General features: G+C 43.9%; 12 protein-coding genes and 1 pseudogene. 2 read left to right on the forward strand and 11 right to left on the reverse strand.

All coding sequences use genetic code 11. The annotated features are described in order from the left end of the window. The first annotated feature begins 199 nt into the window (after nt 1-199). Nucleotides 200-937, forward strand: coding sequence for a sulfate transporter CysZ (gene cysZ / locus KUL49_RS04505; RefSeq protein WP_014976521.1), 738 nt, complete (start codon nt 200-202; stop codon nt 935-937). Between the two features lie 35 nt (nt 938-972). Here the strand turns inward: cysZ and KUL49_RS04510 are convergent, their stop codons facing one another. Both KUL49_RS04510 and nlpI read right to left on the reverse strand, forming a co-directional pair. Further along, a complete protein-coding gene (locus tag KUL49_RS04510; protein WP_131136440.1) occupies nt 973-2,637 on the reverse strand; it encodes a sel1 repeat family protein in 1,665 nt (554 codons plus the stop codon). A gap of 12 nt (nt 2,638-2,649) precedes the next feature. After that, on the reverse strand, nt 2,650-3,552 hold the full coding sequence (nlpI, locus tag KUL49_RS04515; RefSeq protein WP_014949420.1) for a lipoprotein NlpI: 903 nt from the start codon (nt 3,550-3,552) through the stop codon (nt 2,650-2,652). Between the two features lie 135 nt (nt 3,553-3,687). Here nlpI and cdd point away from each other — a divergent pair, with 135 nt between their 5' ends. Continuing rightward, nucleotides 3,688-4,095, forward strand: coding sequence for a cytidine deaminase (gene cdd, locus KUL49_RS04520; RefSeq protein ID WP_039220705.1), 408 nt, complete (start codon nt 3,688-3,690; stop codon nt 4,093-4,095). 93 nt (nt 4,096-4,188) lie between these two features. On the opposite strand, the gene KUL49_RS04525 is transcribed toward cdd, so the two are convergent. The 9 genes and pseudogenes from KUL49_RS04525 to KUL49_RS04560 all read right to left on the reverse strand — a co-directional run bounded on the left by KUL49_RS04525 (nt 4,189) and on the right by KUL49_RS04560 (nt 12,177). Then, the gene (locus KUL49_RS04525) at nt 4,189-4,857 is read right to left on the reverse strand and encodes a hypothetical protein (protein ID WP_131136441.1); all 669 of its coding nucleotides are present in this window, start codon (nt 4,855-4,857) and stop codon (nt 4,189-4,191) included. 2 nt (nt 4,858-4,859) lie between these two features. After that, nucleotides 4,860-5,462, reverse strand: a complete 603-nt coding sequence (locus KUL49_RS04530; protein WP_131136442.1) for an RNA polymerase sigma factor — start codon at nt 5,460-5,462, stop codon at nt 4,860-4,862. Between the two features lie 9 nt (nt 5,463-5,471). Further along, nucleotides 5,472-6,164 (reverse strand): energy transducer TonB, encoded by a 693-nt coding sequence (locus KUL49_RS04535; RefSeq protein WP_014949416.1) that lies wholly within the window; start codon nt 6,162-6,164, stop codon nt 5,472-5,474. A gap of 100 nt (nt 6,165-6,264) precedes the next feature. Beyond that, complete coding sequence (locus KUL49_RS20760; protein ID WP_165477875.1) at nt 6,265-6,441, reverse strand: hypothetical protein; 177 nt, start codon at nt 6,439-6,441, stop codon at nt 6,265-6,267. A gap of 95 nt (nt 6,442-6,536) precedes the next feature. Next, nucleotides 6,537-7,583, reverse strand: coding sequence for a succinylglutamate desuccinylase/aspartoacylase family protein (locus tag KUL49_RS04540; protein WP_242633716.1), 1,047 nt, complete (start codon nt 7,581-7,583; stop codon nt 6,537-6,539). A 127-nt stretch (nt 7,584-7,710) separates the two neighbouring features. Next, a complete protein-coding gene (locus tag KUL49_RS04545; protein WP_014976513.1) occupies nt 7,711-9,426 on the reverse strand; it encodes an OFA family MFS transporter in 1,716 nt (571 codons plus the stop codon). Between the two features lie 267 nt (nt 9,427-9,693). Further along, the gene (locus tag KUL49_RS04550) at nt 9,694-10,413 is read right to left on the reverse strand and encodes a DUF4328 domain-containing protein (protein ID WP_131136443.1); all 720 of its coding nucleotides are present in this window, start codon (nt 10,411-10,413) and stop codon (nt 9,694-9,696) included. 94 nt (nt 10,414-10,507) lie between these two features. Further along, a pseudogene (locus KUL49_RS04555) lies at nt 10,508-11,553 on the reverse strand (DUF2157 domain-containing protein). A gap of 78 nt (nt 11,554-11,631) precedes the next feature. After that, entirely contained in the window at nt 11,632-12,177 is a 546-nt protein-coding gene (locus KUL49_RS04560) for a hypothetical protein (protein ID WP_131136444.1), read from the reverse strand. Between the last annotated feature and the right edge of the window lie 41 nt (nt 12,178-12,218).

The following is a 12,218-nucleotide window of genomic DNA, read 5'->3' on the forward strand; positions in this document are numbered from 1 at the left end:
TAACCATCGGCTGAAATAGCAGTTGATGTAGAAATGATGCAATCACACGAAAGATTCTTTTGTTATTATGCTTCGACTCTACCAAATCTAACAGCTTGTAACAATTACCATTTCACTGAGTTAGGCAGAGAATACGCCAAGCGCGTATGATAGAACAGATAGTTAACAAACACAGCGTTTCAAACGCGAAGGAGTACGAATGAGTTCAGGCGGTGTACATTATTTCTTTGAAGGCTTTTCGCTTATAAAAACCAAAGGATTAAAGCGTTTTGTTTTTGTACCCCTAACAATAAACTTAGTGCTTTTTTCTGTGGCTTTTTACTTCTTATTTGGCCAAATAGAAATGGGCATCGCTTACGTGATTGACCTTGTACCTGAATGGTTAGGCTGGATCAAAACAGCGATCAGCTTTTTCTTGTGGCCCCTAGCAGTCATCAGCGTATTGCTCATTTTCGCACTCATCTTTGGTACACTCGCAAACTGGATTGCAGCGCCGTTTAACGGTGTGTTATCAGAAAAAGTAGAGCGTCATTTAACGGGTCAAGATTTAGGTGACGAGGGCGTGATGTCTTTAGTTAAAGACATTCCTAGAACTGTAGGCCGTGAACTTACCAAGCTCGTTTGGTATTTACCTCGCGCTATTGGTTTTTTGTTATTGTTCTTTTTCCTACCTATTATTGGGCAAATCTTGTGGTTCTTATTTAACGCCTGGATGATGGCAATTCAGTACTGCGATTACCCATACGACAACCACAAAATAGATTTTACGCGCATGCGCCTGCACCTTGGCGAACACAAAGGGAAAGCGATGACGTTCGGAATGATGGTGAATATATTCTCACTTATTCCCGTGGTTAACTTTATCGTTATGCCCGTAGCAATTTGTGGTGCAACGTCTATGTGGGTAAGAGAGCTTAAAGATACACTCGCCAAATAGTGGCGAGTGCATTGTTTTAGTAATGACAACTGCGGTTATTTGCCACCAGTAAACGCTTCGTATTCGGCTAACCAGTGTGCGGCTTCTTTTTGGTTGCCGCTATTGTGGAACGCCTGGAAGAAATTCATTGAAATAGGTCGCTGGGCATTTTGTTTTTCCAGCTGCTGCTGCCACAGTACCAAATATAAAGGCGGGATCACGCCGCTATCGTGATGTTCCATAAAGGTAATTCTGCGGCTGGGCTTATAGCTGTTTTCCCCCAATACGGTACACGTTTTGGCCCGTGCAATAATGGTTGCAGGATCTATCTCTAGCCAATTTTCGACCGTTTTGTGAGGTGCATACCAGTACTCAGAATCTACGATTAGGTTTGGTGGTGCAAAATCGCCTATTCCATCTTCATCGCACAGCCTATTCGCCATGCCCTTGCCAATAGGATATTCGTCAGCGAAGCCTGCGAAGTGCGCTAGCTCATGAACAAACACTGAATAAGCGTCACTGATGTCTAAGTACATTACGCCGTTTTGAACATTTGCCTTACCCTGCTCTGCCACTACTACTGCATGACTAAATTTCTGCTTTTTCGCAATGCTTGCCAAAGGAGTAATACTACAGCCTAAGATCCCAGCGTTCTTATAATCCGGATCGCAGCTTAGTACATCGGGTTTAAGCCAAATAGGCGGGGCCAGGCAAATAGAAAGGTTCTGCAGGCGCTTGTCGTCATTGAATGAGTTATAAAGACTATGAGCACGCATGATAGTAGCTAAACTGGTAGCAAAAGGCTGAATACGCTGAAGGCATTTCCCTTCATTCTCCCAGTTAAATGAAGGAGACTGCTTTAGTGCTTGCTGTATAGAATACGGCGTGTAGAGATTGATGGCCTCTAAGGCTTTTTCCGCTTGAAGATGCCCTTTCTTCGCGGCAAAGCTAAAATGCTCCTTAGCCTCAGAAAATTCCCCTTCGTCCCACAGAAGGCGAGCATACTTAAATGCACTTTGCATGTCTAAGGTTGCTGTTGCTGCGAGCAGTGGTTTCGCTAGTTGTTGTTGCCCGTGTAGAAGATACCAATCGGCCAATGCGGCCTGTGCGGGTACGTAGTTTTGTGAAGCCGCGCGTACCAGCCACTTCTCACGTTTTTCTGGCGAATCAGTAGACATTGCAAACGCAAGCTGTGCTTCTGCGACCTCGCCGAGCGCCGCTAAGCGCATAAAGCGCTGTGACGCACCTTCTTCACCTAATATTTGGTACAGCAGCCATGCAGCGTCTGCGTTTTCAAGATTAACTAGCTTCTCTAGAAAATAGATTGCAGTGGTTTCATCAATATAGTCAGTAGCAATAAAGCCTGCATTATACGCACGCTCAAATTCACCGAGCAAGCGTGCCTGTGCATTTTCACTGCCCTGCTTTGCAGCTAACCAAAGTAGCGCTAGTGCATCATGCTTAAGGTGATAGTTAGAATAATTGAAACGTTCGGTATTAGCCGAAGTTTGAGCGTCGGGAGAAGATTCTGTGCTGTCCTGCTCCATGCCGTCGGCAGCATTTACTGAAGCAGAACTCGCCTTTTCAGTTGGGTCGCTATCTGACACTAGGCTTGCCGGCGTAAGCACCTTGCTTGCATTAGCAATTAGCTGCGGGACATAGCGTCCGCTATCGCCCGCAACTATGAGCAGTGCGAACACTGCTAAAAATAAGCCTCGCATAACGCTTGCTGCTTACTCTTCGCTAACCAGATCGCTGCTAGCTAGTTCACGCAAACGGTTAAGTTCCATTCGTGCGTAGCGGTGTTCAACGTAATCAAATACATTGGTGCTTAATGCAAGCTTGAAGTAATTTGATGCAATACCGCTGTTGCCGCGCTGAGTATGAAACTTACCTAAGTAAAAATACGCTTCACACAACCTGTCTGTTAACGCTTTTTGGCTTTTCACACCGTCTAACAATGAGTTAAGTACATCGTTCTCATCAACAGTACCTAAAAACAAATCCACCAGCGTAGTAGCCCAGTGCTGGTTGTCCAGCGTTGGTCGAATAGAAGCTAAGTATTTTTGTCCTTCAAGCTCTGACACGTCGTGATGCGCAAAGTACGCCCACAGAGCGCGAAATGGATCGCTGTCATCTTTTTCAAAAAAGCGGTTAAGATCGTTGGTCGCGAGTTCGGCGCGGCCACCGTAATAAAGCGCAATACCGCGATTTAGGAACGCGAAATCATACTCTGGGTTAATTTCCAGCGTAGAGTCGAATGCGTCGTAAGCCTGAATAAAGTCGTTCTGCTGAATATAGTGAATACCCATAGAATTATAGGCTTCAGCCAAATCTGGCTTTAAATTAATGGCTTGGGTGTAATCAAACTGCGCTAAGCCCGATAAGCCCACGCTGTCGTACAACATGCCTCGTTGAAAGTGCAGTTCAGCTTTGTCTTCATCTGATAACGCAGGGCTGGTAAGCACCTGATTGTAACGAGCAATAGCCATTTCGGAACGAGGATTAATGGGCGCAGGTTCGGCTAAAAGCAGGTTTCCCATTTGTGGTCTTTCTGAAACAGGTGGTGTTTGCGCACAACCGGTTAAAATAGCAGCGAATAGAGAAAAAAAGATGAGACTAACGTTTCTGCACATGGTAAAAAAGCATTCTATAAAAAAAGAAAAAACCGCCTGAGTATTAAGTATACGCTTGTTGCGGCGCTAATGCCGCCAACCTTCTCGCATTTGATGATAAAAGTAAAGCGTATTGGGTGGTTAACACAGGTAGCTATGAAGAAAAATAATTTAGAACAACTATCACAACTTGCTTTTGACGCACAGAAAAACTCACACTCACCTTATTCCAACTTTAAAGTTGGTGCTGCGGTGCTTACTCCAAGTGGCGAAACCTTCTCTGGTTGTAATGTAGAAAGTGCTGCTTTTCCATTAGGACAATGCGCTGAAGCCACGGCTATTGGCAATATGGTCACACAGGGACAAAAACGTATTTCGCATATCGTTATTGCGAGCCCGAACGACGAGTTTTGCTTTCCGTGCGGTGGATGCAGACAGAAAATTGCTGAATTCGCCCCAGATGAAACTCCCGTAACCATGGTAAGTCAAAACGGCGAGACATTCGAAACCACCATTGGTGAGTTACTTCCAAATGCCTTTAGAGCACACGATTTAGACAAATAAGTCATTCCTAAAATACTGTTCGTAATCGAGGCTCGAGCGAGTTTCACCGCCTTTACCTCGTTTACGAACGCATCCAGCTAAACACCCTATAAATCAGCACATCAACGGCTTACTCGACTGTTTAATTGAAAGTATTCTTCCTTGCGCATCAAAGGCGAGCGCTACATGCGTGCCAATATTGATATCCCCTTCTATGCGACCGTTAATATTTAATGATGCAATAAGGTTTTCAGAAACCACAACTTGCTGATTTTTGCAGCTCACCAAGAGCCAATACCCATTTTGCGCCGTAAGCGTGGCTGGCTCTAACGTAACCGCTCTAGCGACTAAATTGCTTTCAATATATTGTTGAGTATAGGCATTAAATCGCGCTTTATAATCAGTTCCGGCTTTACCAGCTAGCAGCTTATCTTCCCCTTCGAATCCGTGATATTGAACAATGTCTACACGGTGTGCTGCCGTTTGAAAAGGCGACGAACTATTACGTTGGAATGTACCGATATTGTATACGCCCAACATGGCAACGATTGCGAATGCCACAGCCGTAAAACGTAAGGTTGAAGAAGCGAAGTACGCTCGAATATTAGCAGCCGTAGCGGCAAATACGCGTTTTATTCCACTATCACTTTCTATTGCCATGTTGTACGCGAGAACCCTTTCACGAATTCGAGCATTAGCCTTTTCACTCATTCCATCATTTTGCTTTTGTACCTGCTGGCTGCGTTTAAACGCATCTTGTAGCTCTTTATCTGATGTAGACATGATTACAGTTTCTCCAGCATGGTTTTAAGGCTGTCTTTAGCATAACGTATCCGGGTTTTAATCGTTTCTTTTTCAGCGCCGCAAATAGCGGCGATTTCCGCTAACGAAAAACCTTCAAACTGTAGCGAAAGCGCCTCTTTCTGTTTGTAGGGTAACTGCTGAATACATGCCTTAAACACGTCTTTTTCTATCCCTTTTGCTACGTCATCCTCTACCGAAGACTGTGCATTTTTAAGTAACTCACTTAACGAAAACGATTCAACCGCCTCGTTGTTATATTCAAGCTTGGCGTTTTTTCTGAATTCATCAATAAGCGTTCGCCTACCAATAGTGAACAGCCAAGCCTGGAAATTATCCCCGCTTTTAAATAAGTGACGATTTTCGATAACCTTAATCCAAGTGCGCTGACACATATCTTCTGCAACAGTGCTATCACTTAACACCTTCAAAAAATAAAATAGCTTATGGCTGTGTAAGTCAAACAGCGCGGCTAACGATGCTTCATCACCTTTTGCGCTGTACCGCAGCATTAGCCTTTCGCTGACTCCCAGCGCTTTTTCGCGCTTGCCTTGAAACAGGCTTTGCAAGCTTGCGCCTATACTCATAGGCAGTCCTTATTGTTCTAATTTGAAATCTAATACTACAACCATACCTGATTGACTAACAGGTTTACCGCCATTCAGCTTGGGTTTGTACTTCCATTTTTTAAGCGCTCTGCGCGCAGCTCTATCGAACACACGCTTGGGCTCTGAATCTAGAACTGTAATATCAGACACTGAGCCACTAGCACTTATCGTAAACCCGAGCTTTACCCAGCCTTCAATGCCGTCGCGACTGGCCTCAGGTGGATAAGTGGGGTCTACCCTAAATTGGGGTGTGGCTTGCATATCACCTTGCGCACTGTTCAAGTTAATCGACAAATCTAACGCCGTATTAGGTATGTGCGTTTTTATCTCAAAGCCGCCTGGGCCTTCATTGGGCTCAGGGTCAATCTCGATAACTTTTTGAGGTGGCGTTTTTATTACCTGCTCAATTGGCACCATAGGTTTTTTAGTGATGGTCCGTTCGTCTTCAGGTTGGTAAATGATCGGCTCAAAGAACACCGGTGGGGCTTCGCTTATGTTTACTTTGTCTTGCTTAATGAGCTCTGCCATTAATACGAAAAGCCCTGCCGTAACGGTACATCCAGCAATAGCAATTGTGGCCGCGTTTAAAGCACGTTTAGCGAAAGGCGCTTTTTCAAACGGTAGTACACTTTGGTGTGTTAAGTGCTTTGGGTTGGCGTTTGGTAAAATTGTTGTTTGCATAATGTTCCCCCTTTTTTCACTAAACGGGGGAACTGATATAAAGGGGTGAATAAATGTGAACGTTTTTATTTAACGTTGACGTTTTACAATGAACGAAAGGTTAACTTTTATTTTGGTTACTCGGCTTTTCGCCTTCACGAGTAGGCTCTGCAGACGTCTGATTGGCGCGGTTTCCTTCTTGGCGTTTATTCAGCTTAGCAGCGGCCATAAATCCAATAAAAAATATGGCAAAAATAACAACGCCCACCCAAATCAAAACATTAAAAAGAAAGTCCATATCATTCCCTAATCACAATTTCGTGAAATAACTTTAACATTTATTTGTTTGGGTAGGTTAATTAGATCACCACTGTAACTACACCACCATCTTAGTTATTCAGAAACTTCAACACCAATAGCCATAACAGACTGTCCGTCTTTGATGGCTGGCATTTGATTAACCATCATAACCGTGCCATCAACGGGCGATTTAATGGTTTCAACGAGATTTCCAAAATAGTCCGTGACCGCACCTACATCCTGCCCTGCCTTTACTTTATCGCCTATCACCACAGAAGCTTTGAAGAACCCGTTTTTTGAGCTCTTAGGATATTTGATTGTTTCATAGATAACTGGCTCGGGGTGCTGCTTTGGCGTCTCTGGCAGCATTTTCAAAAAATACATGGCGTTTTTAGCCACATCTAGCGCTTCTGCTACCGATTCTTCATCTGTCTGTGCCAAATGCCCAATTTCAGTCGTCAGTCCCGGCTTTCCTCTCGTCATCGCTGTGTTAGGGTATGAAATTGAATTGTTGGGATCTCTTGGGCGGTCGCCATACATAACGATATGCTGCATGCCCGTGGCTTTGGCAAATTCAAATGTTAACGCATCAAGTTCTTCGTCGCCCACAAAAGGAGAATACACATGATTCAGCAACGTTTGGTTTGCGCTACCAGAATGCATGTCGATCAAAAAATCTGTTTTGCCAATAAACTCTCTGGTTAGCAGCTCCGCAATCTGTTCTGTTGGTGTGCCATCAACGCTCCCTGGGAATTCCCGATTTAGGTTTTTCTCATCTTTAGGGTTCAACGCGATTCTATTTGCGTGAAACCCATCTAAGTTTGCCAAGTGCAACACAACCAACACACCGCTCATCTCTTTAGGATCAATGCTTTGCTGTAGTTGCTGCAACGCATACATAGATGGAAACTCATCGCCATGAATACCAGCGGTAAGCAACAATACAGGACCGTCACTTTTTCCGTTAATAACCGTCACTGGCAAGGTTATGTTGCTTTCTTTAGCAAGATATGACGTTTTCTCCCCCGGTTTTGTTGTCACCCCCATTAATTCATACGGCGCATTTGCACTAACATTGAGGCTAAACGCACAGCATAGGGAAACAACAATGGAGGCAAGAGGATTCTTCTTAAATAGCATAGCTGACAACTCATGAGAAAATAGCGCACTAGTAAGCCAGAACGTTTCAACTTAATCAATAAAGAGTATTTTAAAACACCTTTGCAAAAAAATACCCGCTATAAAGCGGGTATTCTCGATTGGTAAATTAGCTTGCTCGCGCGGGCTCCAGTTCGGGGTGCGTGTTCTCTACGTGATGCTTCTCTCGCACAGGTTTTACAAGTAAATTAGCAATAAATGCCAATACCAATAACCCAGCCATTGCATACATAGTGGTATTGTAGAGCGTAGAGGTTGGGTCTACCGTTCCGGCTGGCGCAATTTCCAGCAAACGTGCAACCGTTACCGTTTTAGCTTCTACCAATTTTTGCAAGTCAGCCATTGGCGCACCAAACTTACTTGCAAACGCGGCAGGGTCGACTTTTGCCGCTAAATCGGCAATTGCATTTTCTACTGACATATTGCGCAAATAAGTAATAGCGAATGGCCCTAATACGCCGGCAGTAGACCATGCTGTTAGCAATCGGCCGTGAATGCCGCCTACATGTAAGGTACCAAATAGATCTGCCAAGTATGCAGGAATAGTTGCAAAGCCACCGCCATACATTGTGAAAATTATCATTGTTGCAATGTAGAACCCAATTAACGCGGTGGTGTTCCCCATTCCAGCCCAAAATGGGATAGACAAGTAAAGCAGCGTACCTATTACGAAAAAGCAGTGGTAGGTATTCTTTCTGCCAATGTAGTCAGACGTAGAAGCCCAGAAGAAACGCCCTACCATGTTAAACACGGAGATCATCAATACATAGGTACCCGCAAAACCTGCGGTAACAATGGCTAAGTTTCCAAAGATCTCATTGATCATGGTCTTGGCTACGCCAATAACGCCAATACCCGCGGTGACATTGAAACATAATACTATCCAAAGCAACCAAAATTGAGGTGTTTTAAGGGCTTGATCAATATGGACGTGATTTTTCGATACCATTCCTTTCGATGATGCTTCAGGTTTAGGCTGCCAACCTTCTGGTTTCCACCCCTCTTTCGGTACGCGATACTGGAAAGACGCAAACATCATTACAATAAAATAAGCGATACCAAGGGTAAGGAAAGTCGATGCCGCGCCAGTTTCGCCCGTACCAACGACATAAACACCGGCTTCGCCACCAAACGAGGCCGCTTGATTTGCAGAGGCAATAACCACTTCTACTTTTCCTGCTGCCGTCTCTGCAAAACGACGCCCTTCTTCGGTAACCAGCGCAACCATGTTTTCTGCACCTAAGTATTCTGGCGCTCTTTGAAAGGTTTCAAGCAGTGCACTAATAAGCGGAGCGCCTATCATTGCACCTCCACCAAAACCCATGATTGCGAGACCTGTTGCCATACCTCGTCGATCGGGAAACCACCGTATAAGTGTTGAGACTGGTGATACGTAACCGAGCCCAAGCCCGAAGCCGCCGAGTACACCGTAGCCCAAGTACAGCAGCCACAGTTGATGGGTAGAGATACCTATCGAACCAACAATAAAACCACCGCCCCACAAGAAAGCCGCAACCACGCCTACAAAACGAGGCCCTACTTTCTCTAGCCATTTACCCGCAAATGCGGCAGCTAAACCAAGGCAAACAATAGCCACTGAGAAGATCCAAACAACCGAAGATAAACTCCAATCGTTAGCAGAAGACGCAACAACGCCCAAGTCTCGAGTTAGCGGCGTGTTGAAAACTGACCACGCATAAACAGACCCGATACAAAGGTGGATTGCGATAGATGCTGGCGGAACCCGCCAGCGGTTATAACCATCTGGTGCGACAATGTTTTCTTTGCGTAAGAAAGCAAGCGCCCCCGTTCCTGAAGTTGACATACATTTTTCCCCTACATGTATTGTGCGCGTTTCTATGCCGCTTTATTACTGGGGGTGTATGGCTCCCATTATTGTATTAAATCAAAGGTATAGAAACGAAGATGTGTACGTAAGCCAGCGTTATCCTGACCTTTTGTTATACTTAAGTATAACGATACTGTCGCGCAACTTAATTTTTACTTAATGTTTACATATAGAGTAAGACTTTAGTCTTATAAAGACAGTTGCTCTACCTTTGTGGCAGAGCAACAAGCGAAATGGATACTACTATTTTGCGGGTTGTAAATCTGAATCTTCTGCAGTTTCTGCTTTTTCCACGTCACCTTCAATCTGTGCTTTTTGCATGTTAGAGATGTTGTTAATCAATAACCAAGTAACTATGGCTAGTGGAATGGATAGGACCTCAGAAACCTGCGAAACCAGATTAACATTCATTATTTCGGAGATTTCTTGCGCCCTTCTGGACATACGAAAAACGACCTGTCCAACCACACTGTTGGCGATCCAGAAAAACCACCATATGCCTAGAATAGGGCCTGCTTTTTCTAACTGCCAATTGTTAGGGTTTTGGCTGGCTTGCCAAATCTCTTTCATCGCTTGATAAGGTTTCCATAACGACACAATAGGAATGCAATAGAAACCTATCGACCAAGCAGGTGTAAACGTCATATCTTTAGCGCCTAAATAACGCGCATTTTGGTTTGACTGATAAATCCATTTAAGAATTAAGATGCCTGAAATGATAAATACTGCCAAATACGAAAAAGCAATTATCTGCTGCCTTTTGTCATTGGACTCAGCGTCTGCAACGGCCATTTCTTGATTGAAATAAACACCATTTTGAAAATCTGTTAAAAGTTGATACTCCATTAAGTTGGAGCCGATGGCTATAAGCGCTAAAGCCACCTGTACGTACAATAAATACTTTATCCACGTAGTGAGGCGACCAGGCTCCTTAAATTCTACGTTATTTTCCGACATTTCCATTTACCTCTTTCCCCTTACTACTGCGTAAGCGTTATCTTTTGTTAATTGTTATCTGTATTGAGTTAGTTACTGGTTTATTTACTGCCTAGGTGAACTAAGCTTTATTAGCTAATAGTTCCTGTAGCGCTTTCGGCAGTATCGCTTGCGCACTCTTTGTTATGCGAGCTTCATTCTTTTGCCACCAAATTCCAGAATATACGACGCCTAAACCGATCGCTGATAGCGCCACTGGGAAAAGCCAACTATCTTCAAAAACGGTAGAAGCAAGATGATCTAAATATAAACAGCATCCCAAAGCGCCAAATATGACAAATACACGTCGAACCAACAGAGCACCAGCGCCAATCATGGCAAGGTTTATACAGAAATAGATAAACTTAGACAGTTCGCTGTCTGAATCTTGGTGGTAAGGCCGCCCCAAAACGCTAAAACGCCGAAAAGATAAAGCCAAAACGCGTAATCTGCTGTGTTTCGTGCTCTGATGTCCACCCAGAACGCCAATAGCGTCATCAACGCGCCAAAGCACATCGACACAAGTGCTCGGAATTGCCACGTATAGCTGTTCCATAAGTCCTCTTGGTCAATAACGAGCATCACAGCATCCATACTGATATACCAGAGCGTTACTGCAATCGGCATTATTAGAAACGGGTATTTATATCGCCATGCTACGACAAGTCCAGTTACTAGCGTTCCAAGTTCCATATATAACCATAGCCATTTAATGCGGTGGTGAAACTGGCGATAAACCGTATTGTCGTCGGGCCATAGCCCTAGCCATTGCTGAGCTCCGTAGATAGCAATTGGCGTTAAACAAACTACGAACGTGGCACAGATCCCTGCTGGTATTATTAAATGCTTACGCGCAAAGGAATTGGCAAGCTTTAAGCCCACGCCAGCATAAAGCATAGAGATAAATACGATGCCGGCACCACCAAATTGCTCCCAGCCTAAATTCATAAATAGAGTCATGGCGTCAATTGCAATAAGGCCACCTAAGTAGTACAAAATATGGGTGAAGGTAAAAGAGGGAGTATGCTGATTTTCTTCTTGGAAGAAATTGTACAGAGCAATGCCCTGTTGCTCGGAGATGATATTGTTAGCTACTGCTTTTTGAATACTGGCTTTAGATACTTCCATGTACTTCTCTAAATAAGCTTGAAGAGCTGAAGATTATTACTTTACTTTGTTATGGGTAAAAAGCCAGCCTAATAGAAGTTACTCGCTTCCTTTCTCGATATCTAATTCCGCTCTATCGATTAGCGTAAAATAGTCTTCATCAGCGTAAAGCTTTAAAAAAATAGACATAGTGATGCTTGTCATTTCATTTGCCGCCTCTTTGAACCCAGTGTTAACGTGAAGATCAAAGCCCGTTGGCGATGCAGAACCCATGAACTCTTGAAGTTCAGTGAATTCTTTTATTGCTTCGGTACTTAACCCTAAAATGTACTCAGTTCGCGCTGGCGTTTTACTCAGCCATCCTGACTCAGCTGGCAGTGTATTTTCTGAAATGACCTCAAGATTATACTTAAAACTTCTTTCTTGCTCTGAGGAGCTAACACCCAAGGTAAGCCAGGTGCTTTCTGGTTTTATTTCGGCAGGCTTGTCTAAGTGAATCTTCGTAAGTAAATGATTGGGGTCGAGTTCAACAAATTTCTCCTCATCAAATGAGCGAAACTCAAGCATTGTTGCAATAGGTATATTGGCGCAACTAACTACAAGCAAAGTTAATGAAACAACAAATAATTTTTTGATACTTAACAACAGCGGCTTCCCTTCATTGGTTATTACAAGACATGTTCTAG

It is taken from the genome of Alteromonas sp. KUL17 (assembly GCF_006538305.1).
Classification (GTDB): domain Bacteria; phylum Pseudomonadota; class Gammaproteobacteria; order Enterobacterales; family Alteromonadaceae; genus Alteromonas; species Alteromonas macleodii.

What these genes read in the sequence shown, in the direction of transcription:
- KUL49_RS04510 (WP_131136440.1), bottom strand. Translation starts at nt 2,637, where the DNA reads ATGCGAGGCTTATTTTTAGCAGTGTTCGCACTGCTCATAGTTGCGGGC.
- KUL49_RS04540 (WP_242633716.1), bottom strand. Translation starts at nt 7,583, where the DNA reads ATGCTATTTAAGAAGAATCCTCTTGCCTCCATTGTTGTTTCCCTATGC.
- KUL49_RS04545 (WP_014976513.1), bottom strand. Translation starts at nt 9,426, where the DNA reads ATGTCAACTTCAGGAACGGGGGCGCTTGCTTTCTTACGCAAAGAAAAC.
- KUL49_RS20760 (WP_165477875.1), bottom strand. Translation starts at nt 6,441, where the DNA reads ATGGACTTTCTTTTTAATGTTTTGATTTGGGTGGGCGTTGTTATTTTT.
- nlpI (WP_014949420.1), bottom strand. Translation starts at nt 3,552, where the DNA reads ATGTGCAGAAACGTTAGTCTCATCTTTTTTTCTCTATTCGCTGCTATT.
- KUL49_RS04530 (WP_131136442.1), bottom strand. Translation starts at nt 5,462, where the DNA reads ATGAGTATAGGCGCAAGCTTGCAAAGCCTGTTTCAAGGCAAGCGCGAA.
- cysZ (WP_014976521.1), top strand. Translation starts at nt 200, where the DNA reads ATGAGTTCAGGCGGTGTACATTATTTCTTTGAAGGCTTTTCGCTTATA.
- cdd (WP_039220705.1), top strand. Translation starts at nt 3,688, where the DNA reads ATGAAGAAAAATAATTTAGAACAACTATCACAACTTGCTTTTGACGCA.
- KUL49_RS04525 (WP_131136441.1), bottom strand. Translation starts at nt 4,857, where the DNA reads ATGTCTACATCAGATAAAGAGCTACAAGATGCGTTTAAACGCAGCCAG.
- KUL49_RS04535 (WP_014949416.1), bottom strand. Translation starts at nt 6,164, where the DNA reads ATGCAAACAACAATTTTACCAAACGCCAACCCAAAGCACTTAACACAC.
- KUL49_RS04550 (WP_131136443.1), bottom strand. Translation starts at nt 10,413, where the DNA reads ATGGAAATGTCGGAAAATAACGTAGAATTTAAGGAGCCTGGTCGCCTC.